This window comes from Enorma burkinafasonensis (genome assembly GCF_902150035.1).
GTDB classification, from domain to species: Bacteria; Actinomycetota; Coriobacteriia; order Coriobacteriales; family Coriobacteriaceae; genus Enorma; species Enorma burkinafasonensis.
The window spans coordinates 257772-281301 of record NZ_LR597501.1 but is presented as its reverse complement, the minus strand read 5'-3'; the positions used below and the strand labels follow the sequence as shown (position 1 = coordinate 281301).

Here is a 23530-nt window from a genome sequence, read left to right as displayed (position 1 = left end):
CTTGTGTGACATGACCTATTATAGGACCCTGAGCGCTATAATCGCTCTGATAAATGCCCGTATGTCTTAGAGGACATCCGAGAATAGCCTGCAAGGAGCATGTATGGATATCACGAGCGGCCTTCCCGAGACGTTCAACCCCGAGTCCTACGACATGATCGTCGTCGGGGCCGGGTACGCCGGAGCCGTGTGCGCGCGCCGCGTGGCGGAGAGCGCCGGATTCCGCGTCGCGGTCCTCGAGCGCCGCGACCACATCGCGGGTAACGCCTACGACCGCAAGGACGAGAGCGGCATCCTCATCCACGAGTACGGCCCGCACATCTACCATACCTACAGCGAGCGCGTGCACGAGTTCCTCTCGCGCTTCACCAAGTGGACCGACTACCAGCACAAGGTCCTCGCGAATATCCACGGCACGCTCATGCCGGTGCCCTTCAACCACACGAGCCTCAAGCTCGCGTTCGGCGAGGAGCGCGGCGAGCAGCTCTACCAGAAGCTCGTCGACGCCTTCGGTGAGGACAAGAAGGTCCCCATCATGGAGCTCCGCCAGAAGAACGACCCCGACCTGCAGGAGGTCGCGGACTACGTCTACGAGAACGTCTTCCTCTACTACACCATGAAGCAGTGGGGCCAGACGCCCGACGAGATCGACCCCTCGGTCACCGGGCGCGTGCCGGTCTTCATCGGCGACGACGACCGTTACTTCCCGCAGGCCCCCTACCAGGGCATGCCGGAGGAGGGCTACACCGCGCTCTTCGAGCACATGCTCGACCATGACCTCATCGACGTCTTCGTCGGCGTCGACGCCCGCGACATCTTCGAGATCGGCGAGACCAACGTCAAGATCTGCGGCAAGGTCTACGGCGGCGAGATCGTCTACACCGGTCCGCTCGACGAGCTCTTCGACCTCGATCTGGGCGCGCTGCCGTACCGCACGCTCGACATGGTCTTCGAGACCCTCGACCAGGACCAGTTCCAGCCCGTGGGCACCGTGAACTACACCACGAGCGAGGACTTCACGCGCATCACCGAGTTCAAGAACATGACCGGCCAGGTGGTGCCCGGCAAGACCACCATCATGAAGGAGTACAGCCACGCCTACGAGCCGGGTAGCGGCCAGACCCCGTACTACGCGATCATCGACCCGGCCAACCGCGAGCTCTACGAGCGCTACCTCGAGCGGGTGCAGAACCTCACCAACTTCCACCCGGTCGGTCGCCTTGCCGAGTACCGCTACTACGACATGGATGCCGTGACCGAATCCGCCCTCGACCTATCGGACGAAATCATTGCCTGCCATGCATAAGATCATCACGTTCGCCATTCCGTGCTACAACTCCGCCGCGGATATGGACCATTGCATCACCTCGCTGCTCGAGGGGAGCAACTTCGCGCCGGATGTCGAGATCATCATCGTCGACGACGGCAGCCACGACGAGACGCCCGCCAAGGCCGACGAGTGGGAGGAGCGCTACCCGGGCATCATCCGCGCCGTCCACCAGGAGAACGGCGGGCACGGCATCGCCGTGCTCTCGGGCCTGCGCGAGGCGCGCGGCGTGTACTACAAGGTCGTCGACTCCGACGACTGGCTCGACGGCGCGGCGCTCTCCACGATGCTCACCATCCTGCGCGGCTTCGAGGAGCGCGGCACGCTCGTCGACCTCTTCATCTCGAACTACGTGTACGAGAAGGTGCACGAGGGCAAGCACATGACCATCAGCTACCATGGCGCGCTGCCCCGCAAGAAGATCTTCGGCTGGGACAAGGTGGGCTACTTCCGCCCCGACCAGAACCTGCTCATGCACAGCCTCACCTACCGTACCGAGGTGGTGCGCGCGGCCAACCTGCCGATGCCGCCGCATACGTTCTACGTCGACAACATCTACGCGTACGTGCCGCTGCCGCTGTGCAAGAGCATGTACTACGCCGACATCGACCTCTACCGCTACTTCATCGGCCGCGAGGGGCAGAGCGTGAACGAGGCGACGATGATCCGCCGTCTCGACCAGCAGTTCCGCATCACGCGCATCATGATGCACGCGTACCATCTCTACACCGACATCAAGGAGCCGCGCCTGAGCTCGTACATGATGGGCTACTTCACGATGATGATGTCGGTCTGCTCCATCTTCTCCAAGCTCTCCGAGGACCCCGAGATGAAGGCCGAGAACAAGCGCATCTGGGCGGAGCTCAAGGAGTATGACGAGCGCATGTACCGCCATGCCCGCTGCGGCCTTCTGGGCATCGGCACCAACCTGCCCACCAAGGCGGGCGAGAAGACCTCGATCGCGCTCTACCGCGTGGCGAACAAGATCTTCAAGTTCAACTAGGGCATGCGCCCGCACGACAGGCGACACGCACAGGAAAGGGGCCGCCCGAGCGGCCCCTTTTTCGTGGATGCGGTGGGTGGCGCGCGAGCTGGCGCGGCGCTCGCCGCTATGCGTGCTAGATGGTGAACACGCCCGTGGCCAGCAGGTAGATGGTCACGGCGGCGATGGCCATGAGGACGACGGCGAGCGCGAGCTCCCAGCGCTCGAAGGGCTTGCGCCCGTACTCGCGGCAGGCCATGAGGTAGGCGACCATGCCGGGGATGTAGAGGATGCAGCACATCATGAGCAGGTTCACGCCGGCGAGCAGGATGGCGACCACGAGGTAGACCGTCGCCACGAGGCCGAGCGCGAGCGAGCCCAGCTGCCCCTCATGCCTCCGCGGCCACGCCCACTTGACCATGTAGGCCGAGGCGAGCGCCCACGAGATGACGATCGCCGCGGTGGTGAGCGAGTAGGCGAACTGGTAGGCGGCGTCCGAGAAGAGGACCACGATGCACAGGACCTGGATCATGATGCCCGTCGCCATGAGGCAGGCGGTCGGGGCGCCGTTCTTGTTGAACTTGGCGAAGACGCTCGGCACGAGCTCCATCTTGCCGAGGCTGCTCATGGCCTCGGCGGCGAGCATGGTGTAGGAGAGCCAGGCGCCCATGATGGACACGGCGAGCCCTCCCGAGATGAACGCGCCGCCCCAAGGGCCCACGGCCTCCTGGAAGATGTAGGCCATCGACGGCGAGCCGAGCGCCATGAGCTCATCGCGCGAGAGGAAGCCGTAGGGCAGGACGGATGCGGCGACGTAGATGACCACGAGCGAGATGCAACCGAGCACCGTGGCGCGCGAGACGTCGCTCTTCTTGTTGGCGCGGTGCCCCAGCACCGTGGCGCCCTCCATGCCGGCGAAGACCCACATCATGACCATGAGGCAGTTCACGATCTGCGTCCCCAGGCTGCCGGGAGCCGTCTCGCCGCCCATGTTGTTGGCGAGCGTGCCCCAGAAGTCGGCCGTGAACACGTCGAAGCTGAAGACGAGGACCATGCAGACGATGAACGTGAAGATGGGCACGAGCTTGCACACCATCACGATGGCGTTCACCACCGACGCCTCCTCGACGCCGTGGTTCACGAGCAGGATGATGAACCAGTTCACGATCGACATGAAGATGACGGCGGGGATGGTGAGGTCGCCCGCGAACGGGGGATAGAAGTAGCCGATCGCGGTGCAGAGCATGACGGCGAACGCGACGTTGCCGATCCAGGTGGCGAGCCAGTAGCCCCAGCCCGAGACGAAGCCGACGAAGCGCCCGAAGCCCTCCTCGGCGTACGCGACGATGCCCCACAGGTCGGGCCGGGCGAGCGACAGGCGGCCGAACGTGGTGCCGAGCGCGATGAAGCCGATGCCCGTGAGGATCCATGCGACGATGGCGGCTCCCGGCGCGGCGGCGGCCGAGATGTCCGTCGAGAGGGCGAAGACGCCCGAGCCGATGGAGGACGAGATCACGAGGGCGATGAGGCCCATGAGGCCGATGCCCTTCCGGGGCGCCTCCTGTGCGGGGGCGCCTTCGGTATGCTCTTCCATGTTGTGCTCCTAGCTTGTTCCAGAGACGCGAAAACGATGCCCCCGCATCCGCCGGGATGCAGCGGCCCGTCCAAACTATGCAGAATGGTACCTACTCGGCGAGGTCCCTATGCGCGGGGATGCCGCATATTCCGTCAGCGGCCCGGCATCCCGCGCCAATGGCCTCCTCGAGGGCGCGAACGGCGGCGAGCCCGATAAGGTCGATGGGAACATCAAGCTCAGCGGCACCGGAGGCGAGGACGTAGACCGTGTCGCCATCGTTGGTGGTATGGGTGGGCCGGATGGCGTGCGCGTAGGCGTCGGCGGCCATCTGGGCCACCTTGGTGGCCTGTGCCTTGGTGAGGCGCGCATCGGTGATGATGCAGGAGATGGTGGTGTTGGTGCGGTCGAGCGGCATGGCGAGCCCGCCCGCCTCGGCGAACATGGCGTCCTCCATATCCACGATTTCGCGGCCGTCCGCGGTGTCGCGCATGCCCGCGATTGCCTCGCCGGTCACGGGGTCGTGCACATTGCCGCAGGCGTTCACCGCCGCGAGCGCGCCCACGCGGATGCCGGCGACCTCGAGCGCCCGGGCGCCCAGGCCGCCCTTCATCGCGCACGCGGGGCCGTGGAGCTTGCCGACGGTCGCCCCGGTGCCCGCGCCGACCGTGCCCTCGGGGCAGGGGGCCGTGCCGTCGAGCGCGTCCACGGTCGCCTCGACGCCCGCGTCGATGCCGGGCCGCACGGTACCGTCGCCGAAGGCGAGGTCGAACAGGCAGCTCGAGCAGACGATGGGCACGCACGTCGGCCCCACGGCGAGGCCGATGCCGCGCCGCTCGAGCTCGCGCATGACGCCCGAGGCCGCCTCGAGCCCGTATGCCGAGCCGCCCGAGAGGCAGACAGCATGGACCTCCTCGACCGTGTTCTCGGGCCGCAGGAGGTCGGTCTCGCGCGAGGCGGGGGCGCCGCCGCGCACGTCGACGCCGCCCGTGGCCCCCTCGGGCGCGACGACGACCGTGCAGCCCGTCCCCGCCGCGCGGTCGGTGTAGTTGCCGATGCGAAATCCCCGGATGTCGTCGATGGGGACGCTCGTGTAGGTGCTTGCCATGGATGCTCCTCGTTCTCTGGTTCCGGCGGCGGCGCTAGCGCGAGGGCGCCTCTCCCCGGGCGCGCAAGCGGCGCACGACCTCGGCGATGGGCAGGCCCACCACCGTGTAGAAATCCCCCTCGATGCTACGCACGAGCAGGCGTCCGCCCGCGCCCTGGATACCGTAGGCGCCCGCCTTGTCCAGCGGCTCGCCGCTCTCGACGTAGGCGTGGATCTCGTCCTCCCCGAGCGGGTAGAAGGTGACGCGCGTGACGGAGACGAACGACTCGGCGCCATCGTCGCCGCCGCGGGCGATCGCGACCCCGGTTGCGACCTCGTGCGTCCTGCCCGAGAGGCGCGAGAGCATGCGGGCGGCGTCCTGCCCGTCGGCGGGCTTGCCCAGGATGGAGCCGTCGAGGGCGACGACCGTGTCGGCGGCGAGGACGGTCTCGCCGGGCGCGGCGTCGCGCGCGGCGACGGCGGCAGCCTTGAGGCGCGCGAGCCGCTCGACGAGCTCGACGGGGGTCTCGCCGGGTTCGCTGCGCTCATCGATGTCCGCGGGGATCACGCGCACGTCGAAGCCGGCTCCGCGCATGAGGGCGATGCGGCGCGGTGACTGCGAGGCCAAGATCATAGCTGGATGCCCTCGCGGACCTTCTGGACCGCCTTCTCGCCCGCGATGTCCCCGAGCACCGCCAGGGCGAAGGGGAGCGCCTGGCCCATGGCGGAGGCGGTGATGATGTTGCCGTCCACGACGACGGTCTTCTCGCCGGCGAAGGTGCCCGCGGGGAAGGCGCGGTCGAACCCGGGGAAGCAGGTCGCGCGCCTGCCCACCAGAAGCCCCAGCTCGCCTAGGATCGAGGGCGCGGCGCAGATGGCGGCGACGTGCTTTGACGCGGCGAAGCGGCGCACGACGTCGCAGACGCGCTCGTCGCGCCTCAGGTGCATCGTGCCCGGCATGCCGCCCGGCAGCACGACGTAGTCGAATTCGTCGAAGTCGACCTCGTCGAAGGTGTAGTCGCACACGATGTCGATCTGCTGCGAGCTCACGGCGTCGCGCGTGGGCTGGATGGAGACGAGCGCGACGCGCACGCCCCCACGGCGCAGGACGTCCACGATCGTGAGGCACTCGATGGTCTCGAACCCATCGGCGACCAATACGGCAACGGCACTCATGGCGAATCCTTCCCTCGGCGGCACATCTTTGCCCTTATACCCATGCGAGGCGTCCGATCACCGGCTCTTCCGCGTGAGGTGCACCACGGTCTCGCAGTGGAAGGTCTCGGGGAAGAGGTCGACCGGCGTGATGGCGACCGGCTCGAAGGCGCCTGCATCGCGGAAGCGCGCGAAGTCGCGGGCGAGGGTCGCCGGGTCGCAGGAGACGTAGGCGACGTCGCGCGCGGCGGTCGCCGCGATGAGCCCGACCGCCTGAGGGTCCAGGCCGGCGCGCGGCGGGTCGACCACGAGCACGTCGATGACGTCTGCGGGGAACTCGCGCACGGCGTCGCCGCCGATCGCGTCGACGTTGTCGAGCCCGGCTCGCTCGATGTTGCGGCGCAGGTCGCGCACGGCGGGGCCGTAGGACTCGACCGCGCTCACCCAGGCGGCGCGGCGCGCGAGCGGCAGCGTGAAGGTGCCCGCGCCGCAGTAGAGGTCGCAGGCGACGTCGTCCTCGGTCGGGCGGAGCGCGTCCAGGACGAGCTCGATCAAGATCTCGGCGGCGGCGGTGTTCACCTGGAAGAACGAGGGCGCCGAGACGCGCATCTCCTCGTCGCCGATGCGCTCGGTCCACGACCCCTGCCCCGCGAGGAGCTCGTTGCGCTCGACGCGGCGCGCCTTGCGCTCGCCCTTCGTCATGATGCGGACGATGCTCGTAGGGGCCACGGCGTCCTCGAGGACGCGTGCTACGTGGGCGCGGGGGAAGCCGCCCGTGGGCGTCCAGAGCGCGACCTCGAGGGCCCGCGTGCGCCGGCTCGCGCGGATCCCGACGCGCTCGAGGGCGAGGTCGCGTGAGTTGCCGAGATAGGAGAGGGCACCGGCGACGCTCTTCAGCGCCTTGGGGAAGGCCTTCTCGAAGAGCGGGCAGCGGTCGACCTTGATGAGCTGCGCGGGATCGGCGCCGTGCATGCCGAGCGCGATGCGCCCGCCGCGCGCGCTCACCGCGAGCTCGATCTTGTTGCGGTAGCCCCAGGCATCCTTCGCGGAGCGGATGGGGCGCACGAGGCGCCCGATCTCATCGGGCGCGAGATGGCCGATGCGCGCGAGCGCGGAGCGCAGGTTCTCCTCCTTGGCGGCGAGCTGCGCCGGGCGGGCGAGCGCGCCCCAGGGGCAGCCGCCGCAGATGCCCACGAAGGGGCAGGGGGCCTCGACGCGGTCGGGGGAGGGCTCGAGCAGCCGCTCGACATGGGCGCGCAGGTATGAGGGGGTCTCGCTGTCGACAGCGGCCTCGACGACGTCGCCTGCGACCGCGCCCGAGACGAAGACGGTCTTCCCCTCGTCGGTGCGGGCGACGGCATCGGGCCCGTAGGCCATGCGTTCGACGGTGAGCTTCATGGGCGGCCTTTCGACGCGCTGGATTTCACGCCGTCCAGTGTAGCGCATGTCGATGGGGTGGGCCCCGGTGGCGCGGCGATGGGGAGTGCCCGCCGCCGTGGCCGTTAGCGTGCGCGGCGGCCCGAGCGCTTCCGCTCCTCGGGCGTGCCGACGAGAAGCGTCTTGAGCCCCATGCCGATGAGCGAGAGCCCCGTGCGCAGGCGGCCCGGCGCGCGCTTGGCGAGCTCGGCGCGCTTCGCGCTCGATGCGGCGGGCTCAGGCGAGGGCGCATCGTCCGCGGGCTCGATCAGGGTCGCGTGGACGGCCGTCTCCGCCGCCGCGGCGCCTGCCGCTGCTGCCGCGGGGACCTCCTGCTCCCGGGGCGCTTCCGTTTGCCCCTGCGGGCTGGCGGCCGGCTCGGCGCCCCCGCTTTCCGCGCCCGCGGCCGCCGCCTCGAGCACGGACCGGGCGGCGTCATAGTCCGCTGCGCTCCCCGTGGGCGCCTGGGTGCGCCCGCCTGCGGCATGCTCCGCCTCGCCGGCCTCGGCCGCGCGCGCGTAGGCGCGCTTCAGCAGGTAGTCCTGCGAGTTGAAGTCGAGCTCGCCCTCGGCGCGCGCGATGCGCTCCCAGGTCCCCTCGTCCGAGAGGGCGCGGGCTTTTACGTTGTCGCTCAGCTGGGCGTGCATGTAGTCCTGGACCAGCGCCCGGCACACCGGGTCGAGCACGGGGTAGGCGATCTCGACGCGGTGCTCGGTGTTGCGCGTCATCATGTCCGCGGAAGAGAGGTAGACGATATCGGCGTCGACGCCGAAGGAGTACACGCGGGCGTGCTCCAGGAAGCGCCCCACGATGGAGCGGATGTGCACGTTCTCGGTCTTGCCGGGGATGTCGGGCAGAAGACACGAGATGCCGCGGATGATCATCTGCACCTCGACGCCCGCCTGCGAGGCCTCGGCGATCTTGTCGATGACCTCGCGGTCGGTGAGTGAGTTCATCTTGAAGAAGACGCGCGCCCGCTCGCCGGCCCGCGCGCGGTCGATCTCGCGGTTGAGCCCGTTCATGATGAGGGGCTTGAGGCCCGCGGGGGCCACGCCCAGGTAGCGGTAGTCGCCGGAGAGGTTGCCGAGCGCGAGGTTGCGGAAGAACGCGTTCGCGTCCTCGCCGATGCCCGGGTGCGCGGTCATGAGCATGAAGTCGGAGTAGAGCTTCGCGGTCTTCTCGTTGAAGTTGCCGGTGCCGAGCAGCGTGAGGCGCGTGAGCGCCATGCCGTCGCGATAGGTGAGCTGGCAGATCTTGGAGTGGCACTTGAAGCCCTCCGAGCCGTAGATGACGGTGCAGCCCGCCTCCTCGAGGCGCTCCGCCCACTCGATGTTGTTCTGCTCGTCGAAGCGGGCACGGAGCTCCATGAGCACCGTGACCTCCTTGCCGTTCTCGGCGGCGTCGATGAGCGACTCGCAGAGCCTCGACTGCTTGGCGACGCGGTAGAGGGTGATCTTCATCGAGATGCAGGACTCGTCGAACGCCGCCTCGTGCATGAGGTCGAGCAGCGGCCCCATCGACTCATAGGGGTAGAAGAGCAGCTTGTCGCCCTCGACGACCTGCTCGCGGATGGACCTGCCCGCCTCGAACATGGGGCTCGGCTGCGGTTTGAACGGGGTGAACAGGAGCTCCGCGCGGTAGGGCTCGGGCAGGTGGCCCTCCACGCTGTAGATGTAGCTCAGGTCGAGCGGGGTGGTGTAGCTCAGGACCGAGCGGGCGGGGAGGCCGAGCGCCTTGCGGATCGACTTCAAGGTGGCGGGCTCGAGCTCGCCCTGGACCTGGAGGGCGACGGGCTGGAGCCTGAGGCGCTTCTTCAGGATGCGCTTCATGTGCTGGCGGTAGTCCTCGTCCTCCTCGACGCCCTCGCCGTCCGGGTCGATGTCGGCGTTGCGCGTCACGCGCACCACCGCCGAGCTCCCCGGCCGGTACGACCCGAAGCAGCTCGAGAGGCAGGTGAGGATGACGTCTTCGAGGAGGATGTAGCGCAGGCTCCCCTCGTCGGAGGGCATCGTGACCACGCGGCTCATCGAGACGGGGACCTCGATGAGGCCGAGCAGGTTCTCCTCCTCGTCGCTGTCGAGGGAGCAGATGAGGTAGAGCGCGCCGTTCCTGAGGTTGGGGAACGGGTGGCGCGGGTCGATCACGAGCGGGGAGATGACGGGGGAGACGTAGGTCTGGAAGTAGCGCTCGACGAAGGTGCGGTCCTCGCCGGCGAGCCCGTCGGGGGTGAGGCGGGTCACGTGACGGCGCTCGAGCTCGCCCTCGATGGCGGCGACGATGTCGTTTTGCTTTCTGATGAGCGGCGGCAGCGTCTTGAAGACGAGGTCGATCTGCTCTGCGGGCGTGAGGTTGCTCTTGTTGTCGACGGGCTGGCGCTTCAGCGTGGCGAGGTCCGAGAGGCCGCCCACGCGGATCATGAAGAACTCGTCGAGGTTCGACTGGAAGATGGCCGCGAAGTTCAAGCGCTCGAAGAGGGGCACGCTCTCGTCAAAGGCCTCGTCGAGGACGCGCTCGTCGAAGCGGAGCCAGCTGAGCTCGCGGTTCTGGGTGTAGGAGAAGTCGTGCCGCTCGGCGCGCTCGACGCCCTCGTCCTTGCGGCGCTTCCGGGAGCTCTTGCCCTTCTTGTCTTCCTTCGATGCCATGATCTTGCTCCATTCGTGGGCGCCCTCAGGTATCGGGGCGCACGTTTTCCCCAAGTATAGGTTCTTATGGTTATAAGCCAACGCGCGTCGGCGAGCGGTCTCGCGGGCAAACCTTTATCAACTGCTTACGCATGGAGGGGCGGCCACCTCGCCGTGAACGGTGCCCCGCAGGTGGCGAGCGGTCCGAATCGATGTTGAATTGAATAAACTCGGTTATCAAATGAATAGGAAACTGGTATCTAGGATGTCATAGAACAACCGCGGCTGGTACATAGTTGAGGTAATAATATGCAGAAAGATAGCTAAAATATCCAACTTCTGTGCCATCTATTAATAGAAGCGATATTATTTGCGCACGTAAACGCTTTAACTAGATAAAGTGCAAAACCGGTCATTGTTTCGCAATATACCGTTCCCCCGCTCTTTAGTACCGTTGGCGGAACTAGGGTTCAGATTTTGGAAAAATGGATATATCAATGGTGTGTGCAACACGCATCGTGCGTTGTGCACGGTGCGTAGGCGGCCGCTTCGCGGCCAAGGCAGAAAGGTAGGAGGACATGACGAAAGGCTTGCACGTAACGAGCGAGATCGGGCAGCTAAAGAAGGTTTGCCTGCATCGCCCCGGCGATGAGCTGCTCAACCTGCCGCCCGACGAGCTCGAGCGCCTGCTCTTCGACGACGTTCCGTTCCTGGAGGTCGCCCAGCAGGAGCACGACCGCTTCGCTGAGATCCTGCGCGAGCAGGGTGTCGAGGTTCTGTACCTCGAGAAGCTGGTGGCCGAGGCGTTCGACGCGGTCCCCGAGGCCCGAGCCGAGTTCCAGCAGCAGTGGCTGGCCGAGGCCGGCATCAAGGGCAAGATGGCGCCCGCTGCCGTCAGCGAGCTCCTCGACTCCATCACCGACAACCTGGAGTACGTCAAGAAGACCATGGCCGGCATCACCAAGGCCGAGGTCCATATGCCCCACACCAGCTCGGTGACGCTCGACGCGCTCGTGAACAACGAGGGCGAGTCCGACCTGATCGTCGACCCGATGCCGAACCTCTACTTCACGCGCGACCCGTTCGCCGTCGTGGGCACCGGCGTCAACCTCAACCGCATGTACTCGGTCACCCGTAACCGCGAGACCCTGTACGGCAAGTACATCTTTAAGTACCATCCCGATTACAAGGATGTCTCGCTGTACTTCCGTCGCGATGCCTCCTTCCACACCGAGGGCGGCGACGTGCTCAACATCAACGAGCACACCGTGGCCGTGGGCATCTCGCAGCGCACCCAGGCTGCCGCCATCGACGTGATGGCCCAGAACATGTTCTGGAACTCCGACTCCAAGATCGACACGATCCTCGCGTTCAACATCCCCGTGTCCCGTGCCTTCATGCACCTCGACACCGTGTTCACGCAGATCGACGTCGACAAGTTCACCATCCATCCCGCCATCATGGGCACGCTCCAGGTGTTCAAGCTCACCCCGGGCAAGAACCCCGGCGAGGTCGAGATCGTCGAGATCAACGACAAGCTCGAGAACATCCTCGCCAAGGCGATGGGCCTCGACGCCGTTAAGCTCATCCCCTGCGGTGGCGGCGACCCGATCGCGGCCGCGCGCGAGCAGTGGAACGACGGTTCCAACACGCTCGCCGTCGCCCCGGGCAAGATCTGCGTCTACCAGCGCAACAACGTCACCAACGACGTCCTCTACAAGGAGGGCATGGAGCTTCTGGTCGTGCCCTCGGCCGAGCTCTCCCGCGGCCGTGGCGGCCCGCGCTGCATGAGCATGCCGTTCTGGCGCGAGGACCTCTAGTCCGTCTGTCGGTGCGATCCGGTTCCCGCGCCATGCGGCGGGGGCCCGCGATCGATGATTTGTAGTATCGGGTGCGGCGACAAGCGCGAGGCGCCGCGCCGCACCCGCTAGGTGTTTCGAGTTCCCGGCGCTTCTGCGCGTTCGGCGAAACGGCGTGTCTCTCCTCTCACCACGGGCGCCGGCGCACTCGAGATGCCTCGGCAGGATCACAGACGTGCTCTTGCCTGAACGACGGATGGGGCGCACGCCGCCCCGTGCACGGATTCGAACGAAAGGAACGAACCATGGGTGTTAACCTCTCCGGCCGCAGCTTCCTGCGCCTGCTCGACTTCTCCACGGAGGAGATCGAGTACATGCTGAAGCTCTCCAAGAACTTCAAGGACCTGAAGCGCACCGGCACCCCGCATCGCTACCTCGAGGGCAAGAACATCGTCCTGCTGTTCCAGAAGACCTCCACGCGCACCCGCTGCGCCTTCGAGGTCGGCGCCATGGACCTCGGCATGGGCGTCACCTACCTCGATCCCGGCTCGTCGCAGATGGGCAAGAAGGAGTCCATCGAGGACACCGCGCGCGTGCTCGGCCGCATGTACGACGGCATCGAGTTCCGCGGCTTCGCCCAGGAGGACGTCGAGGAGCTCGCCGCCAAGTCCGGCGTGCCCGTGTGGAACGGCCTCACCGACCTGTGGCATCCCACCCAGATGCTCGCCGACATCCTGACCGTCCAGGAGAACTTCAACTACGACATCAAGGGCAAGACCCTGGTGTTCATGGGTGACGCCAAGAACAACGTCGCCCGCTCCCTCATGGTCGTGTGCGCCAAGCTCGGCATGAACTTCGTCGCCTGCGGCCCCAAGGAGTGCATGCCCGCCGACGACGTGATCGAGGCCTGCAAGCCCATCGCCGCCGCCAACAACTGCACCATCACCCTCACCGAGGATCCCGAGGAGGCCTGCCGCGGCGCCCACGTCATCTACACCGACGTGTGGGTCTCGATGGGCGAGCCCGACGAGGTCTGGACCGAGCGCATCAAGCAGCTCGAGGCCTACCGCGTCACGCAGGACCTCATGAACCTCGCCGACCCGTCGGCCATCTTCCTGCACTGCCTGCCCTCGTTCCATGACACCAACACCACCATCGGCGCCGACATCGCCAAGAAGTTCGGCGTCACCGAGATGGAGGTCACGGACGAGGTCTTCGAGGGCCCGCAGTCCAAGGTCTTCGATGAGGCTGAGAACCGCATGCACACCATCAAGGCCGTGATGTACGCGACCCTGAAGTAGGTTTCGTGTTCGGGCGGGCGTGGGGGCGCCCGCCCGATCCATATCAGGGAACCGATTAGATTCCATTTCAACCAATCAGCTGGAATCCCTTATGCACGGAAGGGCAGTTTACCTGCAGCCGATCGATTAGAAGGGAGGAAGAAGAAATGGCTGAAGCCACCAAGAAAAAGCGCGGCATGCTATCGTCGTTCACCATTCTTCTTCTGTTGCTTGCAATTGTAGCGATCGTCACGGTCATCGTGTCCGGCGTCGCTCCCGACCAGGTCACCGCGGCCAACCTGAGCGACTTCTTCACCGCTCCGGTCAAGGGCTTCGCTGACGCGCTTCCCGTCTGCCTCTTCGTCTTCATCCTGGGCGGCTTCCTGGGCATGATGACCAAGACCGGCGCGCTTGACAACGGCATCGCCGTGCTCGTCAAGAAGCTCAAGGGCAACGAGATCGCCATCATCCCGGTCCTCATGATCATCTTCGCCCTGGGTGGCACCACCTACGGCATGTGCGAGGAGACGGTGCCGTTCTACGCGCTGCTCGCCGCCACCATGATGGCCGCCGGCTTCGACCCGATGGTCGGCGCCGCCACCGTCCTGCTCGGCGCCGGCTGCGGCTGCCTGGGCTCCACGGTCAACCCGTTCGCCGTCGGCGCGGCCGTCGACTCCCTGCGCGGTGTCGGCATCGAGGCCGACCAGACCATCATCATCGGTCTCGGCCTCGTGCTCTGCGTCATCACCACGGCGATCTCGATTGTCTTCGTGATGAGCTACGCCAAGAAGGTCAAGGCCGACAAGGGCTCGACCATCCTGTCGCTGCAGGAGATGCAGAACGCCGAGGAGGCCCATGGCGCCGCCGCGTCCGAGGTCAACAAGGACATCAAGCTCACCGGTCGCCAGAAGGGCGTCCTCGTGATCTTCGCCTTCACGTTCGTCGTCATGATCCTGGGCTTCATCCCCATCGCCGACCTCAACGAGGGCGTGGCGAACTTCTTCGACGCCGGCTCCCAGTGGGAGACCGTCGAGACCGAGGTCACGAGCGACGACCTCGTCGCCGCCTACGACGACGCCAACGGCTCCGTGACCACCATGGACGGCACCGTCGAGGGCATCTCGACCACCGACGTGCAGACCGCCCAGGGCTGGTCCGCCATCATCACCGGCCTGCCGATCGGCCAGTGGTACTTCGATGAGGCATCGACCTGGTTCTTCATCATGGCCATCGTCATCGGCATCGTGGGCGGCCTCTCCGAGAAGGAGATCGTGAACACCTTCATCGCCGGCGCCGCCGACATGATGAGCGTCGTGCTCGTCATCGCGCTCGCCCGCGGCATCTCCGTCCTCATGGCCGCCACGGGCCTCGACCTCTATGTGCTGAACGCCGCCGCCACCGCCCTCGAGGGCGTGTCCGGCATCCTGTTCGCACCCATCGCCTGGCTCATCTACTTCGTCCTGTCGTTCCTCATCCCGTCGACCTCCGGTATGGCCACGGTCTCCATGCCCATCATGGGGCCCCTCGCCAGCGCCCTCGGCTTCTCGCCTGAGGTCATGGTCATGATCTTCGCGAGCGCCAGCGGTGTCGTGAACCTGTTCACCCCGACCTCCGGCGCCATCATGGGCGGCCTCGCGCTCGCCCGCATCGAGTGGACGACCTGGCTCAAGTTCGCGATGAAGCTCATCGTGGTCCTGTCCATCGTCTGCATCATCGTCGTGACGGCCGCTCTCGTGATCCTCTAGTCGCGAGCCGGATCGCCCCCGGCCGCCCGTCTCCTGCGGCCCCGGGGTCATGAGTCGTCAACCGGAGCGCCTGGCGCCCGGTGTGACCCTACCTTGCCCCCTCCCGAACCGTGCACGGGAGGGGGCGAATCCGTTTGATGCGCTTCGCGTGGTCCCGGCTGCCCCGCGGGGCGCTTCTCCATGGAATCGCGGCGCCCTCGGCTATACTGGTTGGGTTGTTGTGAGCGGACGAGAGGGGACCGGTCCCATGCGCCAGGGATTCAGTAACGACACGTACATCGAGCTTCAGGCACAGCAGATCCGCAAGCGCATCGACCAGTTCGGCGGCAAGCTCTACCTCGAGTTCGGCGGCAAGCTCTTCGACGACTACCATGCGTCGCGCGTGCTTCCCGGCTTCGAGCCCGACAGCAAGTTCCGCATGCTCAAGAGCCTCTCGGACGACGTCGAGATCATCATCGCCATCAACGCGAACCACATCGAGAAGAACAAGGCCCGCGGCGATTTGGGCATCACCTACGACGAGGACGTGCTGCGCCTTGCCGATATCTTCCGCAGCAACGGCCTCGCCGTCGCCGCCGTGGTGCTCACGCAGTACGCCGGCCAGCCCGCTGCCGACGTGTTCCGCCGCCGCCTCGCCATGCTCGGCATCCCCTGCAAGCTCCATTACCCGATCGAGGGCTACCCGCACGACATCGACCTCATCGTCTCCGAGGAGGGCTACGGCAGAAACGAGTTCGTGGAGACCACGCGCCCGCTCGTCGTCGTGACGGCGCCCGGCCCCGGCTCGGGCAAGCTCGCGACCTGCCTCTCGCAGGTGTACCACGAGCACAGCCGCGGCGTCTCGGCCGGCTACGCCAAGTTCGAGACCTTCCCCGTGTGGAACCTGCCGCTCAAGCACCCCGTGAACATCGCCTACGAGGCGGCCACCGTCGACCTCGACGACTCGAACATCATCGACTCGTTCCATCTGGAGGCCTACGGCAAGACCGCGGTCAACTACAACCGCGACGTCGAGGCCTTCCCGGTGGTCAAGGCGCTCATGGAGAAGATCATGGGCGAGAGCCCCTACCAGAGCCCGACTGACATGGGCGTCAACATGGTCGGCTTCGCCATCACCGACGACGAGGCCTGCCGCGACGCGGCCTGCATGGAGATCGTGCGCCGCTACTTCACCGCCGCCGTGAACGTCAAGCGCACGGGCACCGGCCAGGGGCTCGTGGACAAGCTCAAGGTCATCATGAAGAAGGCCGGGGTGGGGAAGGACCTCTCGCCCGCGCGCTCCGCGGCGCTCCTCAAGGAGGAGACCACGGGCGCCCCGGTGGGTGCCATGGTGCTGCCCGACGGCTCGGTGGTGACCGGCAAGACCTCGGAGCGCCTGGGTGCGGCGAGCTCGCTGCTCATGAACGCGCTCAAGAGCGTCACCGGCGTCGACATGGAGCTCGAGGTCATCAGCAACGAGGCGATCGAGCCCATATCCCGTCTCAAGACGACGCAGCTGGGAAGCCACAACCCGCGCCTCCATCCAGACGAGACCCTCATCGCGCTCTCCATCACCTCGGCGACGAGCGAGGTGGCGGCCCAGGTGCTCGCGGGCCTTCCGCTCCTGCGCGGCTGCGACGCGTTCTTCTCGGTCATCATCTCGGCGACCGATGAGGCGCTGCTCAAGAAGCTCGGCATCAACGTGTGCTGCGAGCCCAAGTACGAGCGCCACACGTATTTCCACCGGTAGGATCGCCGCTCGGGCCATCGGTCGCCTCGGCAGCCGGTGGCCCATGCCATCTGGGACGGCCCTGGGCGGCGATCGCGCCCGCTGGCGGCCGGCCCGCCGTACGCCCGAACATGAACCGATACGAAAACAGGCCCCTTGCGGGGCCTGTTCGCATTCGTGGTAGCCCGTACCAGATTCGAACTGGTGATCTCCGCCTTGAGAGGGCGGCGTCCTAAACCGCTAGACGAACGGGCCATATGGCTGGGATGGAGGGAGTCGAACCCCCATTGACGGAACCAGAATCCGCTGTCCTGCCATTAGACGACATCCCAGTGGCATACACAGCCTCGCGGCTGCGCAGATAAAGATAATACGGCAGGTACCGCGAGAGCGCAAGCCCCAATTTATGGGCAATTTCAGAAGGGCGGACTGTGGGGCCCGTAAACGAAAACAGGCCCCGATGGGGCCTGCGTGAAGGTCTTGGTAGCCCGTACCAGATTCGAACTGGTGATCTCCGCCTTGAGAGGGCGGCGTCCTAAACCGCTAGACGAACGGGCCATGTCGCAAGCACTCGCGTGCTCAGCGAAGAGAATATTACGGGAAGCGTCACGTCTGCGCAAGCCCCATTTTCCAAGAACCTGAAGTTGTGGGCAACTCGTGGAGCGGCGGACGTCGGCTAGGCGATGCCGAGCGCGGCGATCTCGCGGGTGCTCTCGTCGCGCGGCAGGCGCCGCTCCGCCCACATGCGGGCGAGCAGCTCGATGCCCTCGAGGTCGAAGTCGCTCGCCGCGCCGGTCTCGCGCACGACGGGCACCGTGACGGATGCGGGCGCGTCCTCGCCGATGCCGGTGCAGCCGCAGCCGAGTGCGATGTTCTCGCACGCGATGGCGACGAGCGCCTCGGTCATGACGGGGACCGGCACGCCGTAGGCCTCGGCGTCCCAGCCCTGCTCCTCGAGGTGGATGCGCGCGACGACCGCGTCGTTCTCGTCGATGCCCGCAAAGCCGTGGGGCAGCGCTTCGGCGAGGAGCTCGGCGAGCTTGGCCTCGAGGCACTTGTCGTAGAACAGCGCGCCGGTGAAGCTCGTGCACGCGGCGGCGAGCCGCGGCGGCAGCGCGTCCATCTCGCGCAGCTCGACGAAGCCCTTGAGGCGGACATTGGGGAAGACCATCGACAGCAGGTGCATGAGCTCCGAGCGCTCGAGCGGCCGCTCGGACATGAGGTCGCGGGCGTAGCGGTCGCCGGTCGGGGTCGTGACGTGCCCGGCATCGGTGAAGAGGATGGGCTTAACGCCGGAGACCCAGAGGATGTAGTCCTCGAAGCTGAGCCCCTCGAGCGCCCCGGGGACGATGCCGCAGCGGTCGACGTCCACGTGGTGCCAGATGCGCGAGCGCGCCATGCCAGGGGAGGGCTTCGCGCGGAAGACGGGGGCGTTGTCGAAGAGGAAGGCGAGCAGCGGCCCCAGAAGCGTCGCCATGCGGTAGATGCGCGCGGCGTCCTGCTCGTTCTCGTAGTCGAGCGAGACCTGCGTGGAGGCGGTGCAGCGCATCATGTCGCGCGCGTAGCGCCCGCGCCGCGAGAGGTAGGCGTCCATGTCGCGGTAGCGCTCCTTGGGGATGAGCTCGAGCTCGCGCGGGTCGGCGACGACGGGGTTGTAGCCCACCGGCACCAGGTGCGCATCGAGGCCGATGGCGCGGCATGCCGCCTCGACGTCGGCATCGAAGGCGCAGACGGCGTCGTAGAGCGCCTTGACCGAGTGGGCCGGCCCCGCCGAGATCTCGAGCTGGGCCGCCGGCTCGAGCGACACGTTGACCTCGACCGGCTCGAGCTCGGTCGCGGTCGTATAGGAGAGGCCGAGCAGGTGCCCGTCGATCATGACCCGCTCGTCCTCGCCATGGCCCCGTGCCAGCTCATCAAGGAGCGCCGCCACGCCGCGCTCGCCCGAGAAGGGGACGGTCGCGCCGTCGGCGCCGATGAAGATGCGCTCGAGCTCGAAGCCGATCTTCTTGCCCGCGGGATCCTTGTCGCCGCGCTCGAAGAGGTCGATGAGCGCGTCGAGGTTGCGGCGGAAGGAGCCGGTGAACGAGGGGATGCGCGTGGGGTCTTGCGTGGGCATGGTCGCTCCTTGAAACGGTTGCATCCTCTCCATCCTACCCACTTTGGGCACCGCGGTGCGGCTCGGCGCGGCATGCGGGTTAACTTCAGCGAATCGTTCCCGGTGCGGGATCGGCTCGACGGTGCATCGGGAACGTTCGTTGCGGTATTCGGTGCGAGATTTTTCAAAGTCAGCGCGACGGTCCGTGCCCACCAGGAAAACCGCAGGTCACGATCTCGGGCTTGCCTTGCTTTCGCGGGTCCCGGGAAAACTCACACCGAATACCGCAACGAGCGTGCGGGGCGGTGCCCCGGCGGCACACGGCGCGCATGGAGTTACATCGCAGAGCGCTCCCGGCGGCTCGCGGGCTATGCGTTGCTTTACAATAGGAGTGTTGTGAGGATCTGCGATCGCGCGCAAGCGCATCCAAGGAGAACCATGTCGGAATCCCAGCATACCGCCTCCCCTAAGCCGCGCGTCGACGCCTCGGCTGCCGGCGGGGACGATAAGAAGGGCGCCCGCCGCGGTGCGATCTTCATCGGCCTCGTGCTCGTGGCCTATATCGTCTACCTTGTGTTCACCGGGCAGATGGCCCAGTTCGTCGAGGCTCTGGCCACGGTCGACATGTCCTGGATCGTCGTGGCGTGCCTGTGCATGGTGCTCTACTTCATCTTCGGCGTCGCGGCCTACGCGATCGCCGTGTGGCTCGACCCCGATTCGCCCGTGGGCATCCGCGACCTCATCTCGGTCGAGGCGTCGGGCGTGTTCTTCGGCAACCTGACGCCTATGATGGTCGGCGGCACCCCGGCCCAGATCTACCGCCTCACCAAGGCGGGCCAGCCGGTGGGCGAGGCGGGTGCCACGCAGTTCACGCGCTATATCGTCTTCCAGGTGGGCCTCGTCGCCTGGGGCGCCATCCTGCTCGCGGTGCGCCTGCCCTTTTTCACCGAGCTCTACGGCGACATGACGCTTCTGTGCCTGTTCAGCTTCGGCGGCCACGTCGTGCTGCTCACGGCCCTCTTCATCGTCTCGCTCTGCCCGGGGTTCGTGACCAAGCTCGCCACGTGGTGCATCGGCTTCGTCGAGCGCATCGGCGGCGAGAGCGACCGCACGCGCGGGTGGCGCGACTACGTGAACAACGAGATCTACTCGTTCTCCGACCACTTCAAGCATGCCGCGGCGCACCTGTCGTCGATGGGCATCACGATGATCGTCACTATGGCGCAGCTCGCGTTTTTCTACATGGTGCCCTACTTCGTGCTGCTCGCGTTCGGCAACCACGAGGTCGACTTCCTGTCGTGCCTCGCCGCCGGCGCCTTCATCCAGCTCCTGTCCTCCGCGGTCCCGCTGCCGGGCGGCACGGGCGGCGCCGAGGGCGGCTTCGCGCTCTTCCTGGGCCACTTCTTCGGGGCGTCCGCGACCGCGGGCTACCTGGTATGGCGCCTCATCACGTTCTTCGCGCCGACGATCCTGACGGCCCCGCTGCTCGGCCTCAAGTCCGCCCGCAACGCGAGCATCCACGCTCGCTGGGACCGCATCGTGCACGGCGGCGAGCGCCCCGCCCGCGCCGCTAAGGCCCATCGCGCCCCCACCTCCGAGGCCAAGACGTCCGTGTCGCAGCCCGCTCCCACGCGCCCGCGCCGCCAGCAGGTGCGCCAGACCTCGGGTGGCATCACCGTCTCGCCGAAGGCGGTCCGCCGCCGCAAGTAGCCGTGGCGCCGGGACGGGGCCGATCGCCCCGGGCGCCCGGATGTCCGGTTGGCTCAGCTTCATGGTTACAGATCAGGTGCCGGGAATGGCGCCGGGACGGCATGCGCGTCCCGGTGCCATCTTGGGATATGCGGCCCTGCCCCGCTGTCCCGCTATTCGGTGCGCAGCGCGTCGACGATGCTCGCGGCGCGGGTGCGCACCATGGCGTACGCCACGCTCGCCAAGATCACCGCGAGGACGACGGCGACCGCCACCGCGACCTGCAGCCAGGGCAGGGTGAACTCGTAGGTGCTGTACGAGAGCATCATGGACTGGTAGAGCCCGAAGGTCGCGATCAGCGCCAGCGCGAAGCCGATCGCGAAGCCGCGCAGCGCGTAGCTCGCGCACTCGTAGGCGACCATGCGGCGGAAGGCGCGGTTGCCCATGCCGATGGACTTGAGGACCGCGAACTCGCGGCGGCGCAGGATGAGGGCGTTCGCGAGCGTGTTGAAGACGTTCGCCACGGCGATGAGGCCCGTGATGACGGCGAACAGGAAGATGAACGTGTTCACCGTGGTCGCCATGAGGCGCGACTGGAGCTTGCTCTGGGCGACGTTCGTGTAGGTGACGTCGAGCTCGGGATAGTCCGCGGCGATAGCCTCGATCGCCTCCTGGGCATCCGTGGCACGCGCCGCGTCGCCGCCCGTGTCGAAGGACATGCTCGCGCGGACATAGCCGCTGTTCGCCGCCACGTCGATGGCCGAGGCCGGGAGGACGAGCGTGAGCGTGCCGGTGGCATCGACGCAGGCGGGCTTCGTGTCCGCAAGCGCACCGACCTCGATATCCTGCTCGCCGGCGACCGCCTCGTCGTAGGGGAGGTAGCACTCGGTGCCCTCGTCATTGAAGTACACCGCGCGCAGGCTGCCTGCGGGGTCGTCCTCGATGCGAGCGATGAAGCGGCCGTCGAGGTCGGCGAACTCGAGCGACCGCACGGTGCCGGTGCCCTCGAACGGCCGGTAGTTGCCGTAGGTCTCGCCATCGTGGATGTCATAGGAGTTCACGGCGATGGCACGGGGACGGTCCGGGTCGCAGAACCCATCGCGCGAGAGGCCGAGCCCGTCCACATAGGCCTCCCAGCTGGCCTCGTCGACGAACTCAACGTAGGCGCTGCCGTACCAGGAACCGTCGGCCAGAAGCGGCGTGCCGGTATCGAGGTTCGTGACCTCGCTGGAGAGCATGCCGGCGGGCATGAGCGCGTCGGAGACGTAGCTTGTGGCGTAGCCGTTGGGCGCCGCCCCCTCGATATCCTGGACGTCGGCGTAGAAGCGCTCGAGCGCCTCCTGCATGCCCGGCCCGTCGACCTTGCCGTCGGCGAGCGCGAGCGTCTGGTCGGCTCCGGCGCCGGTCGCGTCGATGTAGAGCACGAGGTCCTGGCCGTCCATGGTGTCGACGGCGGTGTCGGATGCGTAGCCCATGACGTCGGCGATGGAGCCCGAGGTGATGAGGAGCGCCACCGAGACGGCGAGCGCGGCCACGGTGACCCGCCCCTTGGAGCTCGCGCGCGTGAGGTTCTTGTGGGCGATGAGGCCGGGGACGCCGAAGATGCGCCCCGTGAGGCCGAGGGGCCGAGCAAGGGCGTCGCCATGCTTCCCGCGGCGCTCGGCCCGGCGCTGGGCGCGGCGGGCGCGGCGGGAGAGGCGCACGTCCTGCGTCTGGCGGATGGCGTCGACGGCGGAGACGCGGCTCGCGCGGATCGCGGGGACCCAGGCGCTCACGACGAGCGTCACAAGTGAGAGCGCCACCGCGATGGCGATCGCGACGTGGCTCAACACGACACGGGCCGTCGCACCGCCGGCCATCGCGGACATGCCCTCGCCCAGGATGCCGAAGACAGCGTAGCAGCCGGCGAGGCCGAGCATGACGCCCGCGGGGATGCCGATCGCTCCGATGACGAGCGCCTCGGTGAGCACCGTGCGGCGGAGCTGCCGGCGGCTCGCGCCCAGGCTCGAGAGCAGGCCGAACTGCCGCGTGCGCTCGGCCACGGAGATCGCGAAGGAGTTGTAGACGAGCGACACGCCCGCGACGACCACGATGGCGGCGAGGATGCCCGCGATCCGGTAGAGCGTGTTCCAGATGGCGGTGTCCGGCGTGACGCCCATCCAGCGGATGAGGGACGTGTGGACCGAGGATCCGCCGTCGACGGTGCGTTCGTGGACGTTGACGATCTCGTCAGCGAGCGGCTCGGCGTCCGCGGGGTTCTCGGTGCGGAAGAGGACCGATGCCCAGGTGGCGTCGGAGCCGTCCGTCATGACCCGCTCGAGCGCCGTCCCATCGTCGTAGACGTAGACGGCGTTGCCCTGCATGGCGAGCGTGGCGGAGTAGCCGTAGCTGCGGTAGAAGCCCACGACCGTGCCGCTCATCTGCCCGAGGTCGGCGCTGAAGGACTCGGTCTGCGTCTCCTCGTTGATATAGTCGCCGCGCAGGCTCGTCACGGTAAAGCTCACGCCGTCGGTGATGCTCGTGACCGTGCGCGTGCCGAGGTCCAAGGTGACCTCGTCGCCCAGCTCGATCGCCCCGCCGTCCGCGGTGGAGAGGCCGCAGGGGGCGAGCTCAGCGTTCTGCAGGTAGTGGGGGAGGAGGATCTCACCGGGAGCCTCGGGTGCGCGGCCGGCGACGATCTCGGGCGTCGCGACGAGGGGCTCATCCTCGCCCGTCACGTCGGGCCAGGTCTTGGCGTAGAGGTACTTGCCGAAGAGGCTGCTGTTCTCATCGCCGAGCGAGACGGTGCCGAGGTCGGCGATGCCGGTCCAATCGACGACGCCGGGCTCCTCGCGCAGGCGCTCGAGGTCGTCCGCCGTGATGCCGGCAGCCTCAGCGTACCACCAGCCCTCGTCCGCCGCCGTGCGCTCGATGAGCATGCTCGTGAGCGAGACGACGCTCGTGAGCATGGCGGTGAGCAGCGCGCACGAGAGCGCGACGCCGATGATCGATACGACGGTGCGGGTGCGGTTACGCTTGAGCGACTTGACGGTGAAGCGCGTGAAGATGCCCAT

15 protein-coding genes and 3 tRNA genes are annotated in these 23530 nt (G+C 67.1%); 7 read left to right on the top strand and 11 right to left on the bottom strand.

All coding sequences use genetic code 11. The annotated features are described in order from the left end of the window. Positions 1-103: 103 nt before the first annotated feature. Both glf and FS885_RS01230 read left to right on the top strand, forming a co-directional pair. Entirely contained in the window at positions 104-1306 is a 1203-nt protein-coding gene (glf, locus tag FS885_RS01235) for a UDP-galactopyranose mutase (RefSeq protein ID WP_144743178.1), read from the top strand. Further along, a complete protein-coding gene (locus FS885_RS01230) occupies positions 1299-2330 on the top strand; it encodes a glycosyltransferase family 2 protein (protein ID WP_144743177.1) in 1032 nt (343 codons plus the stop codon). The genes glf and FS885_RS01230 overlap by 8 nt, the downstream gene beginning before the upstream one ends. Before the next feature lie 115 nt (positions 2331-2445). Here FS885_RS01230 and FS885_RS01225 read toward each other — a convergent pair whose 3' ends face one another. From FS885_RS01225 to ppk1, 6 genes are all read right to left on the bottom strand, one after another. Next, positions 2446-3903 carry a basic amino acid/polyamine antiporter gene (locus FS885_RS01225; RefSeq protein WP_144743176.1) on the bottom strand — a complete coding sequence of 486 codons (1458 nt, stop codon included), beginning with the start codon at positions 3901-3903 and terminating at the stop codon, positions 2446-2448. Between the two features lie 91 nt (positions 3904-3994). After that, positions 3995-4990 carry a P1 family peptidase gene (locus FS885_RS01220; RefSeq protein WP_144743175.1) on the bottom strand — a complete coding sequence of 332 codons (996 nt, stop codon included), beginning with the start codon at positions 4988-4990 and terminating at the stop codon, positions 3995-3997. 34 nt (positions 4991-5024) lie between these two features. Beyond that, complete coding sequence (locus FS885_RS01215) at positions 5025-5603, bottom strand: Maf family protein (protein WP_144743174.1); 579 nt, start codon at positions 5601-5603, stop codon at positions 5025-5027. Further along, complete coding sequence (locus FS885_RS01210) at positions 5600-6145, bottom strand: DJ-1 family glyoxalase III (protein WP_144743173.1); 546 nt, start codon at positions 6143-6145, stop codon at positions 5600-5602. Before FS885_RS01210 ends, FS885_RS01215 begins: the two co-directional genes overlap by 4 nt. Positions 6146-6202: 57 nt before the next feature. Next, complete coding sequence (rlmD, locus tag FS885_RS01205; RefSeq protein ID WP_144743172.1) at positions 6203-7522, bottom strand: 23S rRNA (uracil(1939)-C(5))-methyltransferase RlmD; 1320 nt, start codon at positions 7520-7522, stop codon at positions 6203-6205. 104 nt (positions 7523-7626) lie between these two features. Then, the gene (gene ppk1, locus FS885_RS01200) at positions 7627-10182 is read right to left on the bottom strand and encodes a polyphosphate kinase 1 (protein ID WP_144743171.1); all 2556 of its coding nucleotides are present in this window, start codon (positions 10180-10182) and stop codon (positions 7627-7629) included. 557 nt (positions 10183-10739) lie between these two features. Here ppk1 and arcA point away from each other — a divergent pair. The 4 genes from arcA (at position 10740) to FS885_RS01180 (ending at position 16714) form a co-directional block, all read left to right on the top strand. Further along, entirely contained in the window at positions 10740-11981 is a 1242-nt protein-coding gene (arcA, locus tag FS885_RS01195) for an arginine deiminase (protein WP_144743170.1), read from the top strand. Positions 11982-12265: 284 nt separating this feature from the next. Continuing rightward, entirely contained in the window at positions 12266-13261 is a 996-nt protein-coding gene (gene argF, locus FS885_RS01190) for an ornithine carbamoyltransferase (RefSeq protein ID WP_144743168.1), read from the top strand. A gap of 146 nt (positions 13262-13407) precedes the next feature. After that, positions 13408-14985, top strand: a complete 1578-nt coding sequence (locus tag FS885_RS01185) for a YfcC family protein (protein ID WP_144743166.1) — start codon at positions 13408-13410, stop codon at positions 14983-14985. Positions 14986-15232: 247 nt separating this feature from the next. Next, complete coding sequence (locus FS885_RS01180; protein WP_144743164.1) at positions 15233-16714, top strand: DUF1846 domain-containing protein; 1482 nt, start codon at positions 15233-15235, stop codon at positions 16712-16714. A 157-nt stretch (positions 16715-16871) separates the two neighbouring features. On the opposite strand, the gene FS885_RS01175 is transcribed toward FS885_RS01180, so the two are convergent. From FS885_RS01175 to FS885_RS01160, 4 genes are all read right to left on the bottom strand, one after another. Beyond that, a tRNA-Glu gene (locus tag FS885_RS01175) sits at positions 16872-16948 on the bottom strand. A 3-nt stretch (positions 16949-16951) separates the two neighbouring features. Continuing rightward, positions 16952-17025: transfer RNA gene (locus FS885_RS01170), tRNA-Gln, on the bottom strand. A 149-nt stretch (positions 17026-17174) separates the two neighbouring features. Further along, a tRNA-Glu gene (locus FS885_RS01165) sits at positions 17175-17251 on the bottom strand. A 118-nt stretch (positions 17252-17369) separates the two neighbouring features. After that, positions 17370-18809: a glutamate-cysteine ligase family protein gene (locus FS885_RS01160; protein WP_144743162.1), complete on the bottom strand. Its 1440-nt coding sequence runs from the start codon at positions 18807-18809 to the stop codon at positions 17370-17372. A gap of 417 nt (positions 18810-19226) precedes the next feature. On the opposite strand from FS885_RS01160, the gene FS885_RS01155 reads away from it, so the two are divergent. Next, positions 19227-20498, top strand: coding sequence for a lysylphosphatidylglycerol synthase transmembrane domain-containing protein (locus tag FS885_RS01155; protein WP_144743160.1), 1272 nt, complete (start codon positions 19227-19229; stop codon positions 20496-20498). 152 nt (positions 20499-20650) lie between these two features. Here FS885_RS01155 and FS885_RS01150 read toward each other — a convergent pair whose 3' ends face one another. Beyond that, a complete protein-coding gene (locus tag FS885_RS01150; RefSeq protein ID WP_144743158.1) occupies positions 20651-23530 on the bottom strand; it encodes an ABC transporter permease in 2880 nt (959 codons plus the stop codon).

Coding starts and splice junctions, on each gene's coding strand:
- glf (WP_144743178.1), top strand. CDS start 104: ATGGATATCACGAGCGGCCTTCCCGAGACGTTCAACCCCGAGTCCTAC.
- FS885_RS01230 (WP_144743177.1), top strand. CDS start 1,299: ATGCATAAGATCATCACGTTCGCCATTCCGTGCTACAACTCCGCCGCG.
- FS885_RS01225 (WP_144743176.1), bottom strand. CDS start 3,903: ATGGAAGAGCATACCGAAGGCGCCCCCGCACAGGAGGCGCCCCGGAAG.
- FS885_RS01220 (WP_144743175.1), bottom strand. CDS start 4,990: ATGGCAAGCACCTACACGAGCGTCCCCATCGACGACATCCGGGGATTT.
- FS885_RS01215 (WP_144743174.1), bottom strand. CDS start 5,603: ATGATCTTGGCCTCGCAGTCACCGCGCCGCATCGCCCTCATGCGCGGA.
- FS885_RS01210 (WP_144743173.1), bottom strand. CDS start 6,145: ATGAGTGCCGTTGCCGTATTGGTCGCCGATGGGTTCGAGACCATCGAG.
- rlmD (WP_144743172.1), bottom strand. CDS start 7,522: ATGAAGCTCACCGTCGAACGCATGGCCTACGGGCCCGATGCCGTCGCC.
- ppk1 (WP_144743171.1), bottom strand. CDS start 10,182: ATGGCATCGAAGGAAGACAAGAAGGGCAAGAGCTCCCGGAAGCGCCGC.
- arcA (WP_144743170.1), top strand. CDS start 10,740: ATGACGAAAGGCTTGCACGTAACGAGCGAGATCGGGCAGCTAAAGAAG.
- argF (WP_144743168.1), top strand. CDS start 12,266: ATGGGTGTTAACCTCTCCGGCCGCAGCTTCCTGCGCCTGCTCGACTTC.
- FS885_RS01185 (WP_144743166.1), top strand. CDS start 13,408: ATGGCTGAAGCCACCAAGAAAAAGCGCGGCATGCTATCGTCGTTCACC.
- FS885_RS01180 (WP_144743164.1), top strand. CDS start 15,233: ATGCGCCAGGGATTCAGTAACGACACGTACATCGAGCTTCAGGCACAG.
- FS885_RS01160 (WP_144743162.1), bottom strand. CDS start 18,809: ATGCCCACGCAAGACCCCACGCGCATCCCCTCGTTCACCGGCTCCTTC.
- FS885_RS01155 (WP_144743160.1), top strand. CDS start 19,227: ATGTCGGAATCCCAGCATACCGCCTCCCCTAAGCCGCGCGTCGACGCC.
- FS885_RS01150 (WP_144743158.1), bottom strand. CDS start 23,530: ATGGGCATCTTCACGCGCTTCACCGTCAAGTCGCTCAAGCGTAACCGC.